Below are 24,256 nucleotides of genomic sequence, written 5' to 3' on the forward strand. Positions count from 1 at the left end.
GGAAGATGAACAAATGAGTTTAACACCACATGGTGGCGTATTAATTAATCGAGTAAATGAAGAATATGATCTCAGTACGGCTGCGAAGGAAATTGAACTAGATGCGATTTCCTTTGCAGACCTTGAACTCATTGCGATTGGCGGATATAGTCCAATTGAAGGGTTTTTAACAAAAGCTGATTATGAAGCAGTTGTCAGCAGTATGCGGCTAGCAAGTGGTGTCGTTTGGTCTCTTCCGATTACGCTGCCAGTCACAAAGGAAAAGGCAGCCGAGATCAATCAAGGTGATATTGTGCGTCTCTCGTACAATGGAACAGTATACGGGGTCATTGAAGTAGAGGATCAATACACACCAGATAAGGAAAAAGAAGCTGTAAATGTGTATAAAACAGATGACCGCAATCATCCAGGCGTGAAAAAATTATTTGAACGCGGTGACACGTATATTGGCGGTAAAATTACACTGACGAAACGAAGCGAAAAACCATTCCCTCAATTTACGTATGAGCCAGAAGAAACAAGAAAACATTTTAAAGAAAACGGATGGAAAACAATTGTTGGTTTTCAAACGAGAAACCCCGTCCACCGTGCCCATGAATATATTCAAAAGACAGCACTAGAAACAGTAGATGGTTTATTTTTAAATCCGCTTGTTGGTGAAACAAAATCTGATGATATCCCAGCAGATGTGAGAATGAAAAGCTATCAAGTGTTATTGAACGGTTATTATCCAAAAGATCGCGTCTTTTTAGGTGTTTTTCCTGCTGCAATGCGTTATGCTGGACCAAAGGAAGCGATATTTCATGCGCTTGTTCGTAAAAATTATGGCTGCACACACTTTATTGTCGGAAGAGATCATGCAGGTGTTGGTGATTATTACGGCACATACGAGGCGCAGGAGCTATTTGATCAATTTACAAGCGAAGAGATTGGCATTACCCCGTTAAAATTTGAACACAGCTTCTACTGCAATACATGTGAAGCGATGGCAACTCCAAAAACATGTCCGCACGATAAAAGCGAGCATGTCATTCTTTCAGGTACAAAGGTTCGAACGATGCTGAGAAACGGTGAATTACCACCAAGCACGTTCAGCCGAAAAGAAGTTATTGAAACATTAATCGAAGGATTAAAAACGACGGTATCTTAAAGGAGGGTATGACATGAGCAACGAACATATCGTATGGCATGATTCATCTATTACAAAAAAAGAATATCAACAGAAAAACAATCATACAAGCGGCATCATCTGGCTCACTGGTCTAAGTGGTTCAGGCAAATCGACGATCGCAAATGCAGCGGCTAGAGAGCTGTTTGAACAAGGCTACCAAGTCACAGTCCTTGATGGCGATAACGTACGGCATGGACTCAATAAAGATTTAGGGTTTTCAGATGATGATAGAAAAGAAAACATCCGGCGCATCGGAGAAGTGGCGAAATTATTTGTTGAGCAAGGGACCATTGTCATCACAGCTTTTATTTCTCCATTTCAAGAAGATCGCCAAATTGTTAGACAGTTAGTCGAAGATGGGGAATTTCACGAAGTGTTTGTGAAATGTGATCTGAACGTGTGTGAAGAGCGTGATCCAAAGGGATTATATAAAAAAGCCAGAAACGGCGAAATTCCATTTTTTACTGGAATTGATTCACCATATGAAGAGCCAGCTGCGCCTGAGCTCGTATTAGATACAGGTGAATGGTCTCGCGAGGAATCCAAACAGCGCCTTGTTGATTATGTAAAGGGAAGAGCGAAATAATCGCCTGATGGCAGGGGGAGAAAGCACGATGGGGAAAGTATACATTGTTGGTGCCGGACCGGGTGATCCAGACTTAATTACATTGAAGGCCCATAAGGCAATACAGCAGGCAGATGTCATTTTATATGATCGTCTGGTCAATCAAGAGATTCTCGCCCACGCCAAACCGGAGGCGGAATTGATCTATTGCGGCAAGCTGCCAAATCATCATACGATGAGACAGGAAGCCATCAATGAAGCGCTTGTTACTCATGCAAAGAAAGGGCACATTGTCGTTCGTCTGAAAGGCGGCGATCCCTTTGTATTTGGCCGCGGCGGTGAAGAAATAGAATGCTTAGCTGAGCACGGGATCCCGTATGAAGTCGTCCCTGGGATTACCTCTGGTATTGCCGCGGCTGCTTATGCAGGCATTCCTGTGACGCACCGTGAATTCAGCTCAAATGTCGCCTTTGTCACAGGACATTATCAAAAGGATGAACATTTTGAAGAAAAGTGGGAGGCGCTGGCAACGGGAATTGATACCCTTGTCATATACATGGGTGTCAAAAACGTAGAAAGAGTGCAGCGGCTTCTTTTGAAAAATGGACGGGACCCTGAAACACCAGCTGCGTTTATTCACTGGGGAACCACTACTAGGCAAAAGACGACTTGCTGCACTGTGGCGACGCTGTCTGAAACCGTTGAAAAAGAAGGAATCGAGCATCCAAGTTTAATTGTTGTAGGAGATGTCGTTCATTTTCATCAAAAGCTGAGCTGGTTTGAACCTGCACTGATCGAAAAATAAAGAACGAAGAGGGAAAAGACACGTAGATACATCGTGTCTTTTCGTCTGATCAAAACAGGATGAGAGGAGAAGCCAAATGAAGCAGGCTGTACTTTATGTTGGACATGGAAGCAGAGTGAAAGAAGCACAAGATAAAGCCATTTCTTTTATGAAAAGCTGTATGCCGTTAGTGGAAGCAGATATACAAGAAATTTGTTTTTTAGAGTTGACCAATCCTTCTATAGAAGAAGGATTTGAGACTTGTGTGAAAAAAGGAGCAACACACATTGCGATCGTCCCGCTCCTCCTTTTAACCGCCATGCATGCCAAATCAGATATCCCAGTCGAGATTGAAAAAGGACAAAAACGTTTCCCGCAAGTGAAGGTGACATACGGAAGACCCATCGGGGTGAATCAAGAAGTGACGAAGGCTGTTGTTGCAAGGATTGAAGAAGCTGGATATCAAGGAGAGAAAGCACGGATTCTTTTGATTGGCCGCGGGAGCTCTGATCCGGATGTGAAGCGAGATGTGTATGGCATTGCAGGCGATGTCCGAAGCCTGCTCCCTCATGCAGAGGTTCTTCCATGTTTTATTACGGCATGTGAGCCAAATTACCGAGATGTTCTTGCGCAGTTAACAGCAGATGACGATACGCCTGTGTATATCGTTCCTTACCTGTTGTTTACGGGCATTTTAATGAAAGAGATTGAAAGCGAGGCCGTTCAGGCGAGAGAGCGACTTCAGGATGTACGAGTATGCCGGTATATTGGCTTCCATCCGCATGTGAAAGCCGCTTATATTGAACGCGTGCAAGAAACCATTTTAAACAAAGAGAATGCGTTCCATTTCCAAGGAAAAAGCCATGCTTCCAGTCCATCTTGATTTAACCAATAAACAAGTGCTCATCGCCGGCGGCGGACTGGTAGCGGCAAGAAGGGCGAATGCGCTATGCACGGAGCCTTGCCGCATAACCGTCGTGAGTCCTGACATTTGTGATGAAATGGCCCATCTCATTGATACATATAAGCTGAATTGGAAGGAAAAGAAGGTGAGCGCTGAAGATTTGGAGGATGCATTTTTCATTGTTGCTGCAACAAACGACCCTTCGGTGAACGAATGGATTGCGCAAACAGCGCTGCCGCATCAGCTTGTCAATTGTGTGAGCCAATCAGAGTTAGGCAATGTGATCGTGCCAAAGGTTGTCAAAGCAGGGAAAGTGACGATTTCAGTATCTACGAGCGGCGCAAGCCCAGCCCGGACAAAACAGCTGGCTGAGGCAATCGAGACCTTGCTTGAAAAAGAAGATGTAGACGCGCTTGAAGCCCTCTATATAGAAAGAAAAAAACGACAAAGAAATAGCCGATAAAATCTCATATCGATTTTATCGGCTTTTTTTATTTTCGCAGCTTTAGGACAACATCTTCATCCGGCGTGACAAATAATGTTTGCTGCTGATCATACGTAACAAAGCCCGGCTTTGCTCCGTTTGGTTTTTTCACATGACGGATTTTCGTATAATCGACAGGCACGGAGCTGGATTCTTTTGCTTTAGAGAAGTAGGCAGCAATTTGAGCCGCTTCATGCAACGTTTGTTCATCAGGTGTTTGATGACGTATGACGACATGTGATCCTGGAATATCCTTTGTGTGCAGCCAAATGTCATCACGAGCAGCAGCCTTTGTGGTCAAATACTCGTTTTGTTTGTTGTTTTTCCCCACTAAAATGGGAATGCCTTGAGAAGATTCGTACGTTTCCAGCTGGATGGCCGCCGGTTTTTTCTTTTTGGCGTGCCGCTTTTGTTTGGCGCGCAAATATTTCCCTTCAACAAGCTCTTCTCTCATTTCCTCTAAATCTTTTGGCGAGGCAGAGGACAGCTGCTGAATCAGCTCTTCAAAATAAACAATCTCTTCATGTGTCCGCTTGATTTGTTCATTTACAGCTTCTACTGCATTTTTTGCCTTTTGATATTTTGTAAAGTACGCCTGTGCATTTTCAGAAGGGGTTTTGTTTGTTTTTAGCGGGATCGTCATTTCTCCGCCTTCTTCATCGTAATAATTGATGACAGTCGCTTCTTCATCCCCTTTTTTTATGGCATATAAATTGGCTGTTAACAATTCACCATAGAGCTGGTATTTATGCGCATTTTGAGATTCTTCAAGGGTTCTTTTTAGTTTTTTTAGCTTGTTTTCATTTTTCTTCTTTTCATTCACGACAAACCGTTCAAGGTCAGCCGCCTGCTGTTTGACTCTGTCCCTTTCAGCTTTTCCGAAATAAAAGCGGTCAAGCAGCTGGCTGAGAGATTCGAATGTCTTCATTTCGCCATTTACATGCTGGAGCTCTAATAAATAGAAATACTCTTTGCCGTCTTTTCTTGTGAGCTGCGGGGTAAAAGAATGCGTCCGAATGAGCTGGAACATGTCAAGCAGTGTATTTGGAATCGTTTCCTGATTGGCAAGACCGGCCCTGTGAACAGCTTCCTTTGCAAACAGCGGGGAAACCCCAGAGAATGTATCGACAATTTGACTCGTGATTTTCCCTTCTTGAAAGCGTAAATGCTTTAAAATATCATCCTTCGTCACTTCAAAAGGGTTCAATTTTTGCTGTGCAGGCGGCAGCAGGTATTCATGACCAGGGAGTACCGTTCGATAGCTGTTCACAGATGGAGAAAGATGTTTCAGACCATCAATGATCTGCTGCGTTTCATCTTCAACAAGAATTAAATTACTGTGCCGTCCCATGATTTCGATATAGAGCTTCCGCGTCTGTTCATCGCCAATTTCATTTCGGCTTCGCACATGGAGCACGATGACCCGGTCAAATTCAACCTGTTCAAAACGTTCAATGAATCCGCCCTCAAGATGCTTTCTGAGAAGCATACAAAACATTGGGGGTTCGCTTGGATTGTCATAATGATGCTCAGTGAGCTGCACTCTTGCATAGCTCGGATGAGCCGATAAAAGGAGCTTATGATTTTTCCCGTTTGACCGGATATGAAAAATCAGCTCGTGCTTATATGGCTGATGTATTTTGGAAATTCTCCCGCCAGTTAATGCCTCTTGCAATTCATTTGTCATACCGTATGTAAAAATGCCGTCAAATGACATGTTGGATACACCCTCTTCTTTCACACAAATCTACTGAAAGAACCTTACATTTTCTCGTTCTTTAGGCAGTCTTATTATTATAGCATGATTTAGGACGAGTCTGAATAAACTGGCTTATAGAACACTGCATATGAGAGAGAACAAAAGAGGAGTGGACGAGGTCAAATGAATTGGCATGAACTGAACCAAACCGATTTATTAAAAACAATGAATACATCGATAGGTGACGGACTGTCAGAAAAAGATGTACAAAAGCGGCTTGAAAAACACGGACCAAATGAATTGCAGGAAGGGAAAAAGGCGTCGGCTCTGATCATCTTTTTAGCGCAATTTAAAGACTTTATGGTCTTAATTTTGCTTGCGGCAACGATTATTTCTGCCTTTTTAGGTGAATACATTGATGCTGGGGCGATTGTAGCGATTGTTCTGATTAATGGTGTACTCGGCTTTTATCAAGAACGCCGGGCGGAAAAATCCCTTCAAGCGCTAAAGGAATTATCGACTCCGCATGTATATGCAAGGAGAAACAATGAGTGGGTCAAGATCCCGTCTAAGCACCTCGTACCAGGGGATATTGTGAAGTTTTCAAGCGGAGACCGGATTGGGGCAGATATTAGATTACTAGAAACAAAGAGTTTAGAGATCGAAGAGTCAGCTCTTACTGGTGAGTCCATCCCAGCGGTCAAACATGCCAGTCCACTTTCACGAGACCATGTAGCGCTTGGAGATTTGACGAACATGGCCTTTATGGGGACGCTTGTCACGAGAGGAAGCGGCGTGGGTGTTGTCATCGGGACAGGAATGAATACAGCCATGGGACAAATTGCCGGTATGCTGGATGCTGCAGGTAATATGGAAACACCGCTGCAAAGACGTCTCGAACAGCTAGGGAAAATCCTGATTGTTGCTGCTTTATTCTTAACCGTGCTCGTAGTAGTTCTGGGCGTTGTGCAAGGACATGATTTGTATCATATGTTCCTAGCGGGTGTATCTCTCGCTGTTGCTGCCATTCCAGAAGGATTGCCGGCGATTGTAACCGTCGCACTTTCCCTAGGTGTGCAGCGGATGATCAAACAAAAATCAATTGTCAGAAAGCTCCCAGCTGTGGAAACGCTCGGCTGCGCGTCGATCATTTGCTCAGATAAAACAGGGACAATGACGCAAAATAAAATGACGGTAACACATGTGTGGGCAGAGGGGAAAATGTGGAATATTTCTGGCACGGGCTATGAGCCGTCTGGTGATTTCACCTTAAACGGAGAACTTGTCCATGTTGACAAACATCCAAGCCTTCAAAAGGTTTTATTATATGGTGCGCTTTGTAATACATCGACCATCGTTGAAAAAGATGGGGAGATGAGGCTTGATGGAGATCCGACAGAGGGCGCACTTTTAACCGCAGCACGTAAAGCGGGTTTTACAGAGCAATTCATAGAAGCTGGGTTTCACGTCGTAGAGGAGTTTCCTTTTGACTCAGAAAGAAAGATGATGTCAGTCGTCGTCGAAACGAATCAAAAAGAGCGGTATGTCATTGCAAAAGGTGCGCCAGATGTACTGATGAACCGTTCAAGTCATATCATGCACGGCGGACGCACAGCCTCATTTTCAACCACTCACAGGCAAGAAACAGAAGCTGCGATTCAAGGCTTAGCAAGACAAGCGCTTAGAACCATTGCAATTGCGTATAAAAAAGTCGGTTTGACAGAAAAAATCACATCTGTTCAGCAGGCAGAAACCGATCTAACATTGATCGGGCTAGAGGGCATGATCGATCCACCTCGTCCTGAAGTCAGGCGAGCGATCAAAGAGTGCAGGGATGCTGGCATTAAAACTGTGATGATTACAGGTGATCACGTGGAAACAGCCAAAGCCATCGCAAAAGACTTGAGCCTTTTACCGAAGCAAGGAAAGGTACTTGACGGGAAAGCGCTGGACCAGCTGAGTGACAAAGAGCTTGAGCAAATGGCTGAAAATGTATACGTTTTTGCCAGGGTATCCCCGGAACATAAGCTGAGAATTGTGAAGGCCTATCAAAAAAATGGCCATATTGTGGCGATGACAGGTGATGGGGTCAATGATGCGCCCGCGATTAAACAAGCAGATATCGGAATATCCATGGGCATCACAGGAACAGACGTAGCAAAAGAAGCGTCCTCCCTTATTTTACTTGATGACAACTTTGCGACCATTAAATCCGCTATTAAAGAGGGCCGGAATATTTACGAAAATATTCGTAAGTTTGTCCGCTATTTGCTTGCATCAAATGTTGGAGAAATTTTGGTTATGCTGTTTGCGATGCTCCTTGCGCTTCCGCTTCCACTCGTTCCTATTCAAATTTTATGGGTAAACCTTGTGACAGATGGACTCCCAGCTATGGCACTTGGAATGGATAAGCCAGAAGGCGATGTCATGAAGAGGAAGCCGCGGAACATGAAAGAGGGCATATTTGCTAGAGGGCTTGGCTGGAAGGTCATATCAAGGGGATTCCTCATTGGGCTTGCCACTCTGTTAGCATTTATGTTTGTGTATCACCGCGATCCAAACGAACTGCAATATGCACAGACTGTCGCATTTAGTACGCTCGTTTTGGCGCAGCTCATTCATGTATTTGACTGCCGCAGTGAACGGTCTATTTTTGAACGTAATCCATTTGGAAATCTCTATTTAATCGGTGCTGTTCTGTCATCACTTCTTCTGATGCTTGTGGTCATTTATTATCCGCCGCTTCAGCCAATTTTCAAAACGGTGTCAATTGCACCAGTTGATTGGCTGCTGATCATCGGTATGTCCGCACTGCCAACTTTTTTATTGGCAGGATCACTTTTGACAAGAAAAAAATAATTCGTTATGGTATAATTTTGAGGTAATAGTGTCTGCTATTACCTTTTTCATTTTATTAATATGAAAGAATTGGGTGTTTTGACATGATACGCAGTATGACGGGATTCGGCCAAGCGAGTAAAACGGATGGAGAACTGACAGTGTCAGTCGAGCTAAAATCGGTCAATCACCGTTTTAAAGAGGTTCATGCCCGTTTGCCGAGGCCGCTTTTATATTTCGAAGATACATTAAAAAAAATCATTCTTCGTCACGTGCAGCGTGGTAGAATTGAGCTGTTTGTCACGATTGAAGGCGGTAAACTAGCAAGCCGGTCTTTACAGATCGACTGGCCGCTGCTTGATGAATATATGAAAGCCGCAAAAGACCTCAAGGACCGCTATCACATTTCAGGTATTCAGCATGCACATGACTTACTTCAGCTGGAACATGCTGTTCAAGTAGAAGAGTCGGTCAGCCGAAATGAGCAGCTGGAGCATTTGCTGATAGACGCTTGTGAAGCGGCTGTCAAGGAGCTTTGCTTCATGAGAGAGCAAGAGGGTGCATCACTTCAAAAAGACTGTGAACTGAGGCTCTCTGAACTAGAGGCCTTTACAGAAGAAATAAAAGTCTTTGCACCAGAGGTTGTAAGTCAGTACAAAGAACGATTGAATCAAAGGTTGCAAGAATGGATCGGAGAGGCGCTTGAAGAAAGCAGACTGGCCACAGAGGCTGCCATCTTTGCTGATCGCTGTGACATTACAGAAGAGATCACGAGGTTAAAAAGTCATTTTCAGCAATTCCAGCAAATTTTGATGCAAGGCGGCGCTGCCGGCCGGAAACTTGACTTTCTTGTACAGGAGCTCAACCGTGAAGTGAACACGATTGGATCTAAAGCAAACCATCACCATTTAACAAAGCTGGTGGTCGAAATGAAAAGTGCTATTGAAAAAATAAAAGAACAAGTGCAAAATATAGAATAGTCATTGTGTATGCTGTTTACAGTACGTCTCTTTCGGGGAGACTAGAGACGTTTATATTACAGGGGGACGAAAGAAGATGACCATAAAGTTGATCAATATCGGATTTGGAAACATCATTTCAGCGAATCGGATGATTTCGATCGTCAGTCCGGAATCAGCACCGATTAAACGAATGATACAAGACGCAAGAGATCGAGGCATGCTCATAGATGCTACATACGGAAGAAGAACCCGTGCTGTTGTCATTATGGACAGTGACCATGTCATCTTATCTGCCGTTCAGCCTGAGACTGTCGCGCAAAGACTTTCTGTAAAAGAAGAAATCATAGATGAAGGGCAGGGGTAATACGCCATTATGAAAGAAAGAGGACTTTTAATCGTTCTCTCTGGACCTTCGGGAGTTGGAAAAGGAACGGTCAGACAAGCCATTTTCTCCCAGGAAGATACGAAATTTGAATACTCTATTTCAGTGACAACACGCAAACCGCGTGAAGGTGAAAGAAATGGTGTCGATTATTTCTTTAAAACCAGGGAAGAATTTGAACATATGATTGAAAACAAAAAGTTGTTAGAATGGGCAGAATATGTCGGGAATTACTACGGCACACCTGTTGACTATGTAGAACAGACACTGAGCGAAGGAAAAGATGTTTTCCTTGAAATCGAAGTGCAAGGCGCACTTCAAGTAAGAGAAGCTTTCCCGGAAGGTCTTTTTATTTTCCTTGCACCGCCTAGTCTTTCAGAACTTCAAAACCGTATCATTACTCGCGGTACAGAATCTGAGGACCTCATTCGAAATCGAATGGCCGCTGCAAAAGAAGAGATTGAAATGATGGATGCTTACGACTATGTCGTTGAAAACGATGATGTCGCGCTTGCTTGTGAAAGAATCAAAGCGATCGTCCTTGCAGAGCACCTGCGAAGAGACAGAGTCGCACCAAGATATAAAAAAATGCTGGGGGTAGAATAAACGATGTTAGATCCTTCAATTGACTCATTGATGAACAAACTTGATTCAAAATATACACTTGTGACAGTGTCTGCACGCCGTGCACGTGAAATGCAGATCCATCAAGATCAGCAGATCGAAAACACAAAGTCTTACAAATTTGTAGGGAAAGCACTTGAAGAAATCGACGCTGGTCTTTTGACATTTGAAAAACAGGATCAAGAATAACACATCGCTTTCTGCAATGCAGATACGATACGTTCAAGAAAGTCAAAACTATGATTGGTTTTGACTTTTTTGAATTGTAGACGAATTTGTGAAAAAGGCCATTAAGGGGGACAAACAAATGTTACAGTCAAAAAATATTTTGCTCGGCGTCAGCGGAGGAATCGCCGTATATAAAGCAGCTGCACTCACTAGTAAACTCGTACAGGCAGGCGCAAATGTAAGAGTGATTATGACGGAATCTGCCCGTGAGTTTGTGTCTCCGCTTACCTTCCAAGCCCTATCTCGACAAGAGGTTTATGTGGATACATTTAAAGAGAACAATCCAAGAGTCATTGCGCATATTGATGTAGCTGACTGGGCCGATCTCATTCTCGTTGCTCCTGCAACAGCACATACGATTGGTAAAATGGCCGCAGGACTTGCAGATGATATGCTCACAACCACCTTGCTCGCTTCAACAGCTCCTGTATGGATCGCACCGGCTATGAATGTGCATATGTATGATCACCCAGCTGTGAAGCGGAACATTCGCACATTATATGAAGACGGATACCGGTTTATTGAGCCAAGTGAAGGTTATTTAGCCTGCGGGTACATTGGAAAAGGGCGTTTAGAGGAACCTGAAAAAATTATTGAACACATTCGTGCGTTTTTCGAGGAGCCAAAAAGCTTGCCGCTTTCAGGGAAAAAAGTCGTGGTGACAGCAGGTCCTACACGAGAAGTGATTGATCCGGTTCGTTTCTTTACAAATCGTTCTACTGGGAAAATGGGCTATGCCATTGCAGAAGCTGCCCAGCAAATGGGGGCTGATGTCACGCTTATTTCTGGTCCTGTTTCTTTGACTGCGCCTGACCATGTAGATGTGGTACGAGTTGAATCGGCAGAGGAGATGTATCAGGCTGCATTAGATGTGTACGGGGAAGCAGACCTTGTCATTAAATCAGCAGCTGTTGCCGATTACACCCCTGTCACGACATATCCTCATAAAATGAAAAAACAGGACGGTGCACTGGAAATTGAATTCACGCGTACAAAAGATATTTTAAAAGAGCTGGGGAAAAGAAAAGAGCACCAAGTGCTTGTCGGTTTTGCAGCTGAAACGCAGGATGTAGAATTTTATGCGAAAAAGAAAATCGAATCCAAGCATTTAAATATGATTGTTGCCAACAATATAACAAAAGAGGGTGCAGGCTTTGGCACAGACACAAATGTGGCAGCGATCATCAAAGCAGACGGAACAAAAAAAGAGTTGCCGATGATGAGCAAAAAAGACCTCGCTTTTGAAATCTTAAAGGAGGCAAAACAGCTATTGCCAAAAGAGCGTGATCGAGCATGATTGCTGAAGTCATAGTGGATGTCACAACGAAAGCCATTGATCGCCCATTTGACTATCGTGTGCCCGATCGGTTCAAAGGTCTCGTCAAACCTGGGATGAGGGTCGTCGTTCCCTTTGGCCCGAGGAAGATTCAAGGGTTTGTGACAAAAGTCAAAGATGTAACAGACGTAAAGACAGGAAACATTAAGGACATTGTGGATTTATTTGATTTATCACCTGTTCTGACAGATGAGCTATTGGAGCTTTCCCACTGGCTGACGGAAAAAACATTGTCCTATCATATTACGGCTCTGCAATCCATGCTGCCTGCAGCCATGAAGGCCAAATATGAAAAAGAAATTCAGGTGTTATCAGATGAAGAACTTCCGCAGTCATTGAAAGAGCTTTTCGGTCAGCAAGAAAGCATCCTTTACGCTGACATTCCGCCTGAACAACTGAAGCACATTCAAAAGCATGTCCAAAAAGGTCATCTAGAGGTGAGATATCATGTCTCTCAAAAATCTGGAAAGAAAAAGGTGCGCATGCTTCAGGTCGTCGTTTCGAAAGAAAAACTTGAAGAAAAGCAGCAGCAGCTAAAGAAAAATGCGGTGAAACAAAAGGAATTGCTCTCCTTTTTGCTTCAAGCGAGTGAGACCACTTTTTTAGCGAAAGACTTACAGCAGCAAACAGGCGCTAGTTCTCAAACGCTTAAAACCTTTATTCGAGAAGGTCTGTTAACAGAGAGCTATGAAGAGATCTATCGAGATCCTTATGCAGACCGGGAGTTTAAACAATCTGATTCCCTCGATCTCACGACAGAACAAGCAGAAGCAGCGAAACACATTCATCAAGCAGTGAGTGAACATCAGCACGAAACCTTTCTGCTGCACGGGGTGACAGGAAGCGGGAAAACGGAGATTTATTTGCAGACCATTGATCATGTACTTCAAAAGGGAAAAGAAGCGATCGTTCTAGTTCCTGAAATCTCATTAACCCCTCAAATGGTTCAGCGGTTTAAAGAACGATTTGGCTCAAATGTGGCTGTTCTTCATAGCGGATTATCGACAGGGGAAAAGTATGATGAGTGGCGGAAAATTCACCGCAAGGAAGTCAAGCTTGTCGTGGGAGCAAGGTCTGCTGTTTTCGCTCCATTTGAACATCTAGGAATGATTATCATAGATGAAGAGCATGAATCTTCCTACAAACAAGAAGAGATGCCTCGTTATCATGCCAAGGACGTTGCAATTGAACGAGCAAGACGGCACCAATGTCCAGTCGTATTAGGCAGTGCAACACCTTCACTTGAGACCTATGCGCGTGCGAAAAAAGGTGTGTATACATTGCTGACGCTAAAGCAACGCGTGAACCAGCAGCAGATGCCGCACGTCTCGTTAATTGATATGAGAGAAGAATTAAGGAACGGCAACCGGTCTATGTTCTCAGAAGAATTAATGCTCAGGTTAAAAGAAGTGCTTGAAAGGAAAGAACAAGCCGTCTTATTTCTGAATAAAAGAGGCTATTCATCCTTTGTGATGTGCCGTGATTGCGGATATGTGGAGCAATGCCCTCATTGCGAGATTTCCCTTACCTATCACCGTTATCAAAAACGGCTGAAGTGTCACTATTGCGGTCACGAAGCCCCGGTACCTGCTGAATGTCCAGAATGCCACAGCGAGCATATTCGTTATTTTGGTACAGGTACGCAGCGAGTAGAAGAAGAGCTCACAAAGGTTTTGCCTGAGGCGAGGGTAATCCGAATGGATGTAGATACAACCTCTCGAAAAGGCGCTCATGAAAAGCTTCTTACCTCATTTGGCAACAAAGAAGCGGATATTCTACTCGGTACGCAGATGATTGCAAAAGGCTTAGACTTTCCAGATGTTACACTTGTCGGTGTACTGAGTGCGGATACGTCCCTTCATATCCCTGATTTTCGTTCAAGTGAAAAAACATTTCAACTTCTCACGCAAGTCAGCGGCCGGGCAGGGCGCCATGAAAAAGCGGGCTCAGTCATTATTCAATCGTATACGCCTTCTCACTATAGTATTGAATTAACCAAGCAGCATGACTATGAAGCCTTTTATGAGCAGGAGATGCTGCATCGTCGTCATCAGTCCTATCCGCCATTTTACTTTTTGGCAATGGTGACTGTTTCACATGAAGAAGTGACGAAGGCAGCGCATGTCGCTGATCAAATTGTCCAGTTTCTGAAAATGAACTGTGCACCGAATACAAGAATCCTTGGTCCAGCTGCATCTCCGATCGCTAAGATCAAAGATAGATATCGATATCAATGCGTGATAAAATACAAAAGGGAAAATGAACTGGCAAGTTTACTACGGAAAATACAAGATCATTATCAAAAAGAAATGGAACAAAAACAGTTGATGATTTCAATAGATATGAATCCATATATGATGATGTAAAACGGAGGGCTTTAAGTGGCAATAAAACCAATAGTCATACATCCGGCAGAAGTGCTTGAACAAAAGACAGAGCCTGTCGATACGTTCGATAAAAAGCTTAAAAAACAGCTCGATGACATGTATGATACAATGCTTGAGCTAGATGGAGTCGGACTAGCAGCACCGCAAATCGGTATTTCAAAAAGAATCGCCGTTGTAGATATAGGAGAAGAATCTGGCAGAATTGATTTAGTGAATCCCGAGGTTCTTGAAGTAAAAGGAAGCCAAACAGACATTGAAGGCTGCTTGAGCTTTCCATCTTTATACGGCACTGTAGAAAGACCAAATCATGTGAAGGTGAAAGCCTTTGATAAGCAAGGCAAACCGTTTACAATAGAAGCAGAAGGATTTTTAGCAAGAGCCTTATTGCACGAAATTGATCATTTAGACGGCATATTATTCACGTCGAAAATCATTCAAACTTATACAGAAAAAGAACTTGCGGAAATGGAAGGGTGAAGAAAATGGCACGTATTGTATTTATGGGAACCCCTGATTTCTCAGTACCTGTGCTGCAAACACTGATAACAGAAGGGTACGAAGTCGTAGGGGTCGTCACGCAGCCAGATCGCCCGAAAGGCAGAAAACGAGTGCTCACGCCGCCTCCTGTGAAAGTGGAAGCCCTAAAGCATGGCATCCCTGTTTTGCAGCCTGAAAAAGTGCGCCTTGATGAAGAAATCGATAAAGTGCTTGCATTAAAGCCGGATTTAATTGTAACAGCAGCCTTCGGACAAATTTTACCAAAAAGGCTACTAGATGAACCTGAATTTGGCTGTATCAATGTTCATGCTTCCTTGCTGCCAGAGCTAAGAGGCGGCGCGCCGATCCATTATGCGATCCTGCAAGGCAAAAAGAAAACAGGCGTGACCATCATGTACATGGTTGAAAGACTCGATGCAGGTGACATGATTAGTAAAGTAGAAGTAGAAATTGATGAATTAGACAACGTTGGGACATTGCATGATAAATTAAGTATAGCAGGCGCCGCATTGCTAAAAGATACGGTTCCAAATGTTCTGAACCGGTCCATCTCTCCGATTCCGCAAAATGAAGAGGCGGCAACCTACGCACCTAATATTAAGCGGGAGCAAGAAAGGTTAGACTGGACAAAAACCGGAGAAGAGCTTTACAACCAAGTTCGCGGCTTAAATCCATGGCCAGTTGCCTATACTGAATGGAACGGCGCTCATTTAAAAGTTTGGGAAGCGAAAAAAGTTCCGCTTCAAGCGCAAGAAGAACCTGGGAAAGTGATTGAACTTCAAAAAGAAGGACCGGTCATTGGAACTGGGAATCAGCAAGGCCTTATATTAACAAGTGTGCAGCCGGCTGGAAAGAAAAAAATGACCGGCGAAGACTTCTTAAGAGGCGCAAATATCGAAATTGGACAGAAATTAGGGTTAATGAATGAAGAAAAGTAATGTGAGAGAAGTAGCGCTGGACGCTTTAATCAAACTTGAACAAAACCAAGCTTACAGTAATTTGCTTTTGCAGTCAGTCATGAAAGATAAAGATCTGGCAGATCAGGACAAACCACTGTTAACAGAGCTTGTATACGGTACACTGCAAAATAAGCTGGCACTAGATTATATGCTGGCGCCATTTGTGAAAAAACCGCAAAAGGTGGCCCCGTGGGTCATGCAGCTTTTGCGTATGTCTCTTTATCAAATGGTCTACCTTGAAAAAATTCCAGATCGTGCAGCCATCCATGAAGCAGTCGAGCTAACGAAAAAGCGCGGGCATAAAGGCATTTCTTCACTTGTGAACGGCGTACTTCGTTCAGTACAAAGAGAAGGCGTTCCGGCATTTGATGCAATCAAAGATCCGGTAAAGCGGCTCTCGATTGAGACAAGCCACCCACTATGGCTCGTACAGGAATGGGTTGAGGCGTATGGCTTTGAAGCAGCTGAAAGAATGTGCCGCATTCATTTAGTACCGCCAAAGCAAGCTCTTCGTGTCAATCGAATGAAAACCGATCGCATGGCATTACAGAATGAACTGATGGATGCAGGAATTGAAACAGAGCTCGGCGACTTATCTGAGGATGCACTGAAGCTCATGAAAGGGTCCATCGTATCAACTCCTTCTTTTCAAGAGGGCTTTGTGACCATTCAAGACGAAAGCTCAATGCTTGTCGCAAGAGCACTAAACCCTCAGCCGGGAGAAACGGTGCTTGATGCCTGCGCGGCTCCTGGCGGCAAATCAACACATATCGCAGAGCGAATGAACGATGAGGGGAAAATTGTTTCACTTGATTTACATGAACACAAAGTGAAACTCATCAAACAAGCAGCAAAGCGTCTGCACCTTACTCACATTGAGGCAAAAGCGCTTGATGCAAGGAAAGCAGCGGACTATTATAGCGAAGCTTCGTTTGACCGTATTCTGATTGATGCACCGTGTTCTGGTTTTGGCGTCATCAGACGAAAACCAGATATGAAATATACTAAGTCTCAAGAAGACTCTGCAAGGCTTGCGATAATTCAGCAGGCAATCTTGAACGAAACAGCCTCGCTTCTAAAGCCGGGCGGAACCCTTGTATATAGTACATGTACAATGGACCCAACAGAAAATCAACAAGTGATTCATGCGTTTTTACAAGAACACCAAGACTTCGAACCCGATCTATCTCTTAATGAACGGCTGCCTGAGCAGGTTGCTCCGTTTGTTCAAAATGGAAGTGTGCAAATTCTTCCTCATTATTTCGGAACAGATGGTTTCTTTATTTGCAGCATGAGAAAGAAGGGATAAAAAATGACAGAACAAAAAGTAAGAAAAGAACTGAAAACAGACATGCCGTCGATCTACTCATTTGAGCTTCACGAAATCAAAGAATGGTTAAAAGAACAAGGTGAAAAGCCTTTCCGTGCAGCCCAAATTTTTGAATGGCTTTATGAAAAACGTGTGACATCCTTTGACGAAATGTCTAACCTTTCAAAGGAATTAAGAGAAAAATTAAAGGATCAATTTGCGATCACCACATTAAAAACAGTGATCAAACAAACATCTCAAGATGGAACGATCAAATTTTTATTTGAATTACATGATGGCTATACAATTGAAACAGTGCTCATGCGTCACGAATACGGCAACTCTGTGTGTGTGACCACGCAGGTCGGCTGTAGAATTGGCTGTACATTCTGTGCATCGACACTTGGCGGCTTGAAGCGAAACCTTGAAGCGGGTGAAATCGTTGCCCAAGTATTGAAAGTGCAGCAGGCGCTTGATGAAACGGATGAGAGAGTTAGCTCTGTTGTCATCATGGGTATCGGTGAACCGTTTGATAACTTTGAGGAAATGCTTGCATTCCTCAAAATCATCAACCATGACAATGGCTTAAATATTGGCGCGCGTCATATTACTGTCTCAACAAGCGGGATCATTCCAAAGATTTATCAATTCGCTGATGAGCAAATGCAAATCAACTTTGCTGTGTCATTGCATGCACCAAATACAGAGATTAGAAGCGGCTTGATGCCGATCAATAAGGCGTATAAGCTGCCAAAATTAATGGAAGCCATTGAATACTACATTCAAAAAACGGGTAGACGTGTCAGCTTTGAATACGGCCTGTTTGGCGGAGTCAATGATCAAGTTCATCACGCGGAAGAACTTGCTGATTTATTAAAAGGAATCAAATGCCACGTGAACCTGATTCCGGTGAACTATGTACCGGAGAGAGATTATGTGAGAACACCAAGAGAACAAATCTTCCTATTTGAAAAAACGCTGAAAGAAAAAGGCGTAAACGTAACGATTAGACGAGAGCAAGGCCATGACATTGATGCTGCTTGCGGTCAGCTAAGAGCGAAGGAGCGTCAGGAAGAGACGAGGTGACGAATGTTGATAAGGGCAGCCTTTTTAACCGATACAGGAAAAGTCCGTCAGCATAATGAAGATGATGCAGGTATTTTTGAAGCAAAAGAAGACACACTGCTAGCTGTTGTAGCAGATGGAATGGGAGGTCATCTTGCTGGTGATGTGGCCAGCAAGATGGCAGTATCTTCTTTAAAAGAATACTGGGAAGCAGCATCTTCAATTCCAAATAAACCAGCCGATCAAGAAAGCTGGTTAATCTCAAAAATTAGTGAAATTAATGACCAAGTATATGAACATGCGAGAAACAATGAGGAGTGCCAAGGAATGGGGACGACCATTGTTTGTGCGCTCATTCATTTGCAAACGGTCACAATTGCCCATATTGGAGACAGCCGCTGCTACTTACTCAGAGAAGGAGCACTGACCCAACTAACGGATGACCACTCGCTTGTCAATGAGCTTGTGAAAACAGGTGAGATTTCAAAAGCGGATGCAGAATATCATCCAAGAAAAAATGTGCTCACGAAAGCATTAGGAACGGATAAACACGTTCAAATCGATGCACGCACCTTTGAAGTTGACCCAGGAGATCAAATCCTGCTTTGCTCAGATGGATTATCGAATAAAGTAGAAAAAGAGAATTTGATTCATATCTTAACGCAAACGACCGCACCGGATGAAAAAGTAACAGAGTTAATTCAAACAGCGAATGACAACGGCGGTGAAGATAACATTACAGCAGTACTGTTAGAAATCTCCTCCAAAACAGAGGAGGGTGACAGCAAGTGTTGATCGGAAAAAGGATCAGCGGCCGTTATCAGATTCTTCGCGTCATAGGCGGAGGCGGAATGGCAAACGTTTATTTGGCGGAGGATATGATTTTAGATCGCGAAGTAGCGATTAAAATTTTACGGTTTGACTTTGCAAGCGATGATGATTTTATTAGACGGTTCCGGCGAGAAGCGCAATCAGCAGCAAGTTTAGATCATCCGAACATTGTCAGCATCTACGATGTAGGAGAAGAAGATGACATTTATTATATTGTCATGGAATATGTCGAGGGAATGACGCTGAAGGAATACATACACGCCAATGGCCCGCTTCATCCGAAAGAAGCCGTTCGCATTATGGAGCAAGTCGTTGCGGCGATGGAAGAAGCCCATGCGAAACAGCTCGTCCACCGGGACATTAAGCCTCACAATATATTAATAGACAACATGGGGAATATCAAAGTCACTGATTTTGGAATTGCCATGGCACTCAGCTCAGCGACCATTACCCATACAAATTCTGTCCTAGGATCCGTGCACTATTTGTCTCCAGAACAAGCACGCGGAGGTCTTGCAACGAAAAAGTCAGACATCTATTCACTTGGAATTGTGCTCTATGAACTCATCTCAGGACGCATGCCGTTTGAAGGGGAATCAGCGGTTAGTGTCGCGCTGAAGCATTTGCAATCAGAACCCCCATCTGTGAGAAGATGGAATCCTTCTGTTCCACAAAGCGTGGAAAACATCATTTTAAAGGCGATGGCCAAAGATCCATTTTATCGATTTGAAGATGCATCTGAAATGCAAAAAGACTTAAAAACAGCCTTCGACCCTGCAAGACTAAAAGAAAAACGCTTTGTCATTGAAGAAGATCATGAAGCAACGAAAGCCATCCCAATCATTCAAGATCATCAAGTCGGCCAAGACAATGAAAAAACAGCCGTCCATCCTGCTCAAAAACCAAAGAAAAAAGAGAAACAAAAACCGAAAAAGAAACGAAAAAAATGGCCTTGGGTTGTGGCATCGATCTTATTCATTCTGACAGCCGCGACGATTTTAGCCATCACTGTGTTTCCAGGGTTACTCTTTCCAAAAGATGTTGAGGTCGCAGATGTATCGGGCATGACGGTTGAAAAAGCAGAAGACACCTTGAAGAAAGCTGGATTTACCGTCGCTGCTGAACCTATTGATATCGCTGATGAGAAAATTGAAAAAGGGCTTGTCGTCAAAACAGATCCGAAAATCGGCACAAAGGTAAAAGAAGGAACAGAGATTCAGCTTTACCAAAGTACAGGCAAAGAAAAGACCGAATTACCTGATGTAACAGGCGAAAAGGTCGAGAAAGCAAAAGAATTATTAGAGAAAAAAGGGTTTAAACAGGTCGTCGTGGAGGAAGTGAATGATAATGACACCGAATCAGGGCTTGTCATGGAACAGCAACCTTCAGCGAATACAGAGCTTGTCGCAGCAGATGAAGAAGTGACTTTGACAGTCAGCATAGGCCCTGCCGATATTACATTACGGGATTTAACGACGTATAGTAAACAGGCGGCATCGAATTATCTAGAGGATAATGGACTAAAGCTTGATGAAAAAGAAGCGTATTCTGATGATGTGCCAAAAGGCGAGGTCATGAAGCAGGAACCAGGAGCGGGAACTGCTGTCAAACCAGGTGATACGGTCAACATCACATTCTCTCTTGGACCGAAGGAAAAACCGGCCAAAACGGTAACTGAAAAGATTGCGATCCCATATGAACCAGAAACAGAAGGGCAAGAAATGAATGTCCAAATTTCCATTGATGATGCAGAACACAGCATTTCTGATTTATATGAAACCTTTAAAATCAATGCCCCAACCGAACGAACCATTAAATTTAAGATTGAACCAGGTCAAAAAGGGTATTATCAGGTGACGGTTGATGATAAAGTGGTGAGCTCCAAAACGATCGAATACCCTGATGATGAATAAAGGAGGGACTTTATGCCTGAGGGCAAAATTATTAAAGCATTAAGCGGGTTTTATTATGTACTGGATGAGTCTGAAGAAAGTGGAAAAGTGATTCAGTGCAGAGCGAGAGGCATTTTTCGAAAAAATAAAATCACACCTCTTGTTGGAGATTATGTCGTCTATCAAGCAGACAACGATAAGGAAGGCTACTTATTGGAAGTAAAAGAGCGGACAAACGAACTTGTTCGGCCGCCTATCAGTAACGTCGATCAAGCGGTGCTTGTTTTCTCAGCGATAGAGCCAACCTTTAGCACATCGCTTTTAGACAGATTTCTAGTACTTGTTGAAGCCAACCATATTGAGCCGATTATCTGCATTACAAAAATTGACTTGCTGAAAACAGAGCAAGAGCGCAAAACCATTCAAGCATATGCAGAGGACTACAGGCAAATTGGATATGACGTTCATTTAACATCTACGATCGAGAGGGACGGAATTGAAAAGCTGACCCCGCACTTTCATCATAAAATGACCGTATTTGCAGGTCAGTCTGGTGTAGGCAAGTCCTCACTTTTAAATGCGATGAGCCCGGATTTGGCGCTAAAAACAAATAATATTTCATCCCATCTTGGCAGGGGGAAACATACGACAAGACATGTGGAACTCATTCGTACAGCTGAAGGACTCATTGCAGATACACCTGGCTTTAGCTCACTCGAATTTACAGGCATCGAAGCGGAAGATTTAGGTCTGTACTTTTTAGAAATCAGAGAGCGGAGTGCAGATTGTAAGTTTAGAGGCTGCCTGCACGTGAAAGAGCCAGGCTGTGCAGTAAAAGATGCGGTAGAACATGAGCAAATCAGAGAGTATCGCTATCAGCATTATTTAGAGTTTTTAACTGAAATCAAAGACAGAAAGCCGAGGTACTAAATCATGGTTTATATTGCCCCTTCCATTTTATCAGCAGATTTTGCTAATTTGGAGAAAGATATCCGTGATGTGGAACAAGGCGGAGCGGATTATATTCATATTGATGTCATGGACGGTCATTTCGTACCGAATATCACATTTGGACCGAATGTAGTGGAAGCGATCAGGCCGCATACACATCTTCCGCTGGATGTTCATTTAATGATTGAACAGCCAGACCGTTATATCCCTGCATTCGCAAAAGCGGGCGCTGACATCATTTCTGTCCATGTGGAGGCGTGTCCGCACTTGCACCGCACGATACAGCACATTAGAGAACAAGGTGTAAAAGCAGGGGTCGTCCTAAACCCGCACACACCTGTTTCTCAAATTGAGCATGTATTAGAGGATGTGGACCTTGTGTTATTCATGACGGTGAACCCTGGTTTTGGTGGACAGGCGTTTATTTCATCTGTCCTCAATAAGGTAAAAGAAGTGAAGGCACTTAGTGAGCAAAAGGGCTTAACCGATTTACTCATTGAAATAGACGGCGGTGTCAATGTAGAAACAGCAAAGAGCTGCAGGGAAGCCGGCGCTAATTTACTTGTAGCCGGCTCAGCGGTATACGGTAAAGACAACCGCGCAGCAGCCATTCAAGCGATTCGAGAAGCGTAAAGAAAGGAACCAAAGGCATTGTGATCTTTGGTTCTTTTTAAATGGAGAGGAGCGTATATCATGTACATACATATCGTAGCCGGCGGTCCTTTTGAATACATCCCGCCCCTTGAACGTGAAGCGTCTAAAGATGACATTCTCTGGGTTGGCGTAGACAGGGGAACCCTCTTCTTACTAGAGCATGGTATTGTACCTGCCAAAGCATTTGGTGATTTTGATAGTGTGACAGAAGAAGAGCTTCGCGAGCTAAAAAAGAAATTACCTGCCCTGAATGTATTTCAGGCAGAAAAAGATGAAACCGATTTAGAGCTCGCGCTTAACTGGGCCTTGCGTCAGCACCCAGCCCATATTCGAATATACGGCATAACAGGCGGAAGAGCCGATCATTTTCTAGGAAATATCCATCTCCTTTACAAAGGCATTCAGCACAAGCAGACCATCACACTTGTAGACAAACAAAATATCATTCAAATGTTTGGACCTGGCACATACGAAATAAAACAAGACTTGGACAAAAAATACGTGTCGTTTCTCCCCTTTGGTACACCTGTTGAAAAGCTGACATTAAAAGGTTTCAAATATCCTCTGAAAAATTGTCATATTGAGCCTGGTTCCACACTATGTATTAGTAACGAACTCATCCACTCAAATGGTACTTTTTCTTTTCATGAAGGCATATTAATAATGGTAAGAAGCAAAGATTGACCAACCTATCAATGTGGATGGCTGATTAAGCTCAATTGTGCTGCAAGCGGTACTTTTAGGAGGGGGACAAAATGAAATTTTATACAATCAAACTGCCTAGATTTCTTGGGGGCATTGTCCGTGCGATGCTTGGTTCATTTAAGAAAGATTAATGAGTAATCTCCTTTATTTCCACATAAAAACGCCTGCTACAGTTAATTGTAGCAGGCGTTTACTCTTGCTTATACACGCTCAACTTTACCAGATTTCAAAGCTCGAGCTGATACATATACTCTTTTAGGCTTACCGTCCACTAGAATACGAACTTTTTGAAGGTTCGCGCCCCATGTACGTTTTGTAGAGTTCATTGCGTGAGAACGGTTGTTCCCAGCTTTTGTTTTTCTGCCTGTAATAACGCATTTACGTGCCATTTGTTTCCCTCCTAACTGCGAAAACATATCATATTCTTCATATACGTTCTTAGAGAAGCCTCAAGATACTTTAATAATTTACCACAGCTTCAAGGGGTTTGCAAGGATTGTTTACTCCTCTTTCAAGAAAAATACCTTGACATCTTGATAAAAAATCAAGGCTATAGTATAAGTAGGATTGGGTCGGATTGAATGATTTCTTTTAAAAAGAAGGGTCTTATAGTAAAATAGTGATAACTCAGGGCAATTTCTCAAAAAGGGGGAACCAATGTGTCCATCGAACTTAGAACGAAATACGGACAAATTGATATATCAAATGAAGTCATTGCAATGGTGGCAGGAGGCGCTGCAATTGATTGCTATGGTATTGTTGGCATGGCGTCCAAAAATCAAATGAAGGACGGCTTGACGGATATTCTCCGCAAAGAGAACTTCAGCCGGGGTGTTCTTGTGCGTCAAAAAGAAGACAGCATTCATATTGATATGTACATCATCGTCAGCTACGGTACAAAAATATCAGAAGTCGCACATAATGTTCAAACGAAAGTCAAATATACGATTTCTCACACGATTGGACTTTCTGTTGACTCGGTCAACATTTATGTACAAGGAGTAAAAGTTACGAACCCGTAGTAAGGA

General features: G+C 43.3%; 25 protein-coding genes. 23 read left to right on the top strand and 2 right to left on the bottom strand.

Annotation, left to right across the window (positions count from 1 at the left end; all coding sequences use genetic code 11):
* The first annotated feature begins 13 nt into the window (after positions 1–13).
* From sat to ACSLGF_RS00490, 5 genes are all read left to right on the top strand, one after another.
* Complete coding sequence (gene sat, locus ACSLGF_RS00470; protein WP_456001406.1) at positions 14–1,150, top strand: sulfate adenylyltransferase; 1,137 nt, start codon at positions 14–16, stop codon at positions 1,148–1,150.
* A 13-nt stretch (positions 1,151–1,163) separates the two neighbouring features.
* Positions 1,164–1,757 carry an adenylyl-sulfate kinase gene (gene cysC, locus ACSLGF_RS00475; RefSeq protein WP_456001408.1) on the top strand — a complete coding sequence of 198 codons (594 nt, stop codon included), beginning with the start codon at positions 1,164–1,166 and terminating at the stop codon, positions 1,755–1,757.
* Between the two features lie 28 nt (positions 1,758–1,785).
* A complete protein-coding gene (cobA, locus tag ACSLGF_RS00480; RefSeq protein ID WP_456001410.1) occupies positions 1,786–2,541 on the top strand; it encodes a uroporphyrinogen-III C-methyltransferase in 756 nt (251 codons plus the stop codon).
* 76 nt (positions 2,542–2,617) lie between these two features.
* The gene (locus ACSLGF_RS00485; RefSeq protein WP_456001412.1) at positions 2,618–3,403 is read left to right on the top strand and encodes a sirohydrochlorin chelatase; all 786 of its coding nucleotides are present in this window, start codon (positions 2,618–2,620) and stop codon (positions 3,401–3,403) included.
* A complete protein-coding gene (locus ACSLGF_RS00490) occupies positions 3,384–3,887 on the top strand; it encodes a precorrin-2 dehydrogenase/sirohydrochlorin ferrochelatase family protein (protein WP_456001414.1) in 504 nt (167 codons plus the stop codon). Before ACSLGF_RS00485 ends, ACSLGF_RS00490 begins: the two co-directional genes overlap by 20 nt.
* Before the next feature lie 28 nt (positions 3,888–3,915).
* On the opposite strand, the gene ACSLGF_RS00495 is transcribed toward ACSLGF_RS00490, so the two are convergent.
* Positions 3,916–5,625, bottom strand: a complete 1,710-nt coding sequence (locus ACSLGF_RS00495; RefSeq protein ID WP_456001416.1) for an Rqc2 family fibronectin-binding protein — start codon at positions 5,623–5,625, stop codon at positions 3,916–3,918.
* 165 nt (positions 5,626–5,790) lie between these two features.
* On the opposite strand from ACSLGF_RS00495, the gene ACSLGF_RS00500 reads away from it, so the two are divergent.
* The 17 genes from ACSLGF_RS00500 to spoVM all read left to right on the top strand — a co-directional run bounded on the left by ACSLGF_RS00500 (position 5,791) and on the right by spoVM (position 23,359).
* Positions 5,791–8,466 carry a calcium-translocating P-type ATPase, SERCA-type gene (locus ACSLGF_RS00500; protein WP_456001418.1) on the top strand — a complete coding sequence of 892 codons (2,676 nt, stop codon included), beginning with the start codon at positions 5,791–5,793 and terminating at the stop codon, positions 8,464–8,466.
* Positions 8,467–8,549: 83 nt separating this feature from the next.
* Entirely contained in the window at positions 8,550–9,425 is an 876-nt protein-coding gene (locus ACSLGF_RS00505; protein WP_456001420.1) for a YicC/YloC family endoribonuclease, read from the top strand.
* A 76-nt stretch (positions 9,426–9,501) separates the two neighbouring features.
* The gene (gene remA, locus ACSLGF_RS00510) at positions 9,502–9,771 is read left to right on the top strand and encodes an extracellular matrix/biofilm regulator RemA (protein ID WP_008344898.1); all 270 of its coding nucleotides are present in this window, start codon (positions 9,502–9,504) and stop codon (positions 9,769–9,771) included.
* A 9-nt stretch (positions 9,772–9,780) separates the two neighbouring features.
* Positions 9,781–10,395, top strand: a complete 615-nt coding sequence (gmk, locus tag ACSLGF_RS00515) for a guanylate kinase (RefSeq protein WP_099725904.1) — start codon at positions 9,781–9,783, stop codon at positions 10,393–10,395.
* A 3-nt stretch (positions 10,396–10,398) separates the two neighbouring features.
* Positions 10,399–10,602, top strand: coding sequence for a DNA-directed RNA polymerase subunit omega (rpoZ, locus tag ACSLGF_RS00520; protein ID WP_456001422.1), 204 nt, complete (start codon positions 10,399–10,401; stop codon positions 10,600–10,602).
* A 118-nt stretch (positions 10,603–10,720) separates the two neighbouring features.
* Positions 10,721–11,938 carry a bifunctional phosphopantothenoylcysteine decarboxylase/phosphopantothenate--cysteine ligase CoaBC gene (coaBC, locus tag ACSLGF_RS00525; RefSeq protein WP_456001424.1) on the top strand — a complete coding sequence of 406 codons (1,218 nt, stop codon included), beginning with the start codon at positions 10,721–10,723 and terminating at the stop codon, positions 11,936–11,938.
* Complete coding sequence (gene priA, locus ACSLGF_RS00530; protein WP_456001426.1) at positions 11,935–14,343, top strand: primosomal protein N'; 2,409 nt, start codon at positions 11,935–11,937, stop codon at positions 14,341–14,343. The genes coaBC and priA overlap by 4 nt, the downstream gene beginning before the upstream one ends.
* A 15-nt stretch (positions 14,344–14,358) precedes the next feature.
* Positions 14,359–14,841, top strand: coding sequence for a peptide deformylase (gene def / locus ACSLGF_RS00535; RefSeq protein WP_456001428.1), 483 nt, complete (start codon positions 14,359–14,361; stop codon positions 14,839–14,841).
* Between the two features lie 5 nt (positions 14,842–14,846).
* Positions 14,847–15,800 (top strand): methionyl-tRNA formyltransferase, encoded by a 954-nt coding sequence (fmt, locus tag ACSLGF_RS00540; protein ID WP_456001430.1) that lies wholly within the window; start codon positions 14,847–14,849, stop codon positions 15,798–15,800.
* On the top strand, positions 15,787–17,130 hold the full coding sequence (gene rsmB / locus ACSLGF_RS00545) for a 16S rRNA (cytosine(967)-C(5))-methyltransferase RsmB (protein WP_456001432.1): 1,344 nt from the start codon (positions 15,787–15,789) through the stop codon (positions 17,128–17,130). Before fmt ends, rsmB begins: the two co-directional genes overlap by 14 nt.
* 3 nt (positions 17,131–17,133) lie before the next feature.
* A complete protein-coding gene (rlmN, locus tag ACSLGF_RS00550) occupies positions 17,134–18,216 on the top strand; it encodes a 23S rRNA (adenine(2503)-C(2))-methyltransferase RlmN (protein WP_456001434.1) in 1,083 nt (360 codons plus the stop codon).
* Between the two features lie 3 nt (positions 18,217–18,219).
* Positions 18,220–18,990, top strand: coding sequence for a Stp1/IreP family PP2C-type Ser/Thr phosphatase (locus tag ACSLGF_RS00555; RefSeq protein WP_456001436.1), 771 nt, complete (start codon positions 18,220–18,222; stop codon positions 18,988–18,990).
* Positions 18,984–20,939 (top strand): Stk1 family PASTA domain-containing Ser/Thr kinase, encoded by a 1,956-nt coding sequence (gene pknB / locus ACSLGF_RS00560; RefSeq protein ID WP_456001438.1) that lies wholly within the window; start codon positions 18,984–18,986, stop codon positions 20,937–20,939. The genes ACSLGF_RS00555 and pknB overlap by 7 nt, the downstream gene beginning before the upstream one ends.
* Before the next feature lie 12 nt (positions 20,940–20,951).
* A complete protein-coding gene (rsgA, locus tag ACSLGF_RS00565) occupies positions 20,952–21,848 on the top strand; it encodes a ribosome small subunit-dependent GTPase A (RefSeq protein ID WP_456001440.1) in 897 nt (298 codons plus the stop codon).
* A gap of 3 nt (positions 21,849–21,851) precedes the next feature.
* Positions 21,852–22,502 (top strand): ribulose-phosphate 3-epimerase, encoded by a 651-nt coding sequence (gene rpe, locus ACSLGF_RS00570; protein ID WP_456001442.1) that lies wholly within the window; start codon positions 21,852–21,854, stop codon positions 22,500–22,502.
* A 60-nt stretch (positions 22,503–22,562) separates the two neighbouring features.
* The gene (locus ACSLGF_RS00575) at positions 22,563–23,207 is read left to right on the top strand and encodes a thiamine diphosphokinase (RefSeq protein WP_456001444.1); all 645 of its coding nucleotides are present in this window, start codon (positions 22,563–22,565) and stop codon (positions 23,205–23,207) included.
* A 71-nt stretch (positions 23,208–23,278) separates the two neighbouring features.
* Entirely contained in the window at positions 23,279–23,359 is an 81-nt protein-coding gene (gene spoVM, locus ACSLGF_RS00580) for a stage V sporulation protein SpoVM (protein WP_008354550.1), read from the top strand.
* Between the two features lie 69 nt (positions 23,360–23,428).
* Here the strand turns inward: spoVM and rpmB are convergent, their stop codons facing one another.
* On the bottom strand, positions 23,429–23,617 hold the full coding sequence (gene rpmB / locus ACSLGF_RS00585; protein WP_003212514.1) for a 50S ribosomal protein L28: 189 nt from the start codon (positions 23,615–23,617) through the stop codon (positions 23,429–23,431).
* Positions 23,618–23,887: 270 nt separating this feature from the next.
* Here rpmB and ACSLGF_RS00590 point away from each other — a divergent pair, with 270 nt between their 5' ends.
* Entirely contained in the window at positions 23,888–24,250 is a 363-nt protein-coding gene (locus tag ACSLGF_RS00590; RefSeq protein WP_099725893.1) for an Asp23/Gls24 family envelope stress response protein, read from the top strand.
* Positions 24,251–24,256: the final 6 nt, after the last annotated feature.

It is taken from the genome of Bacillus sp. A015 (assembly GCF_053851875.1).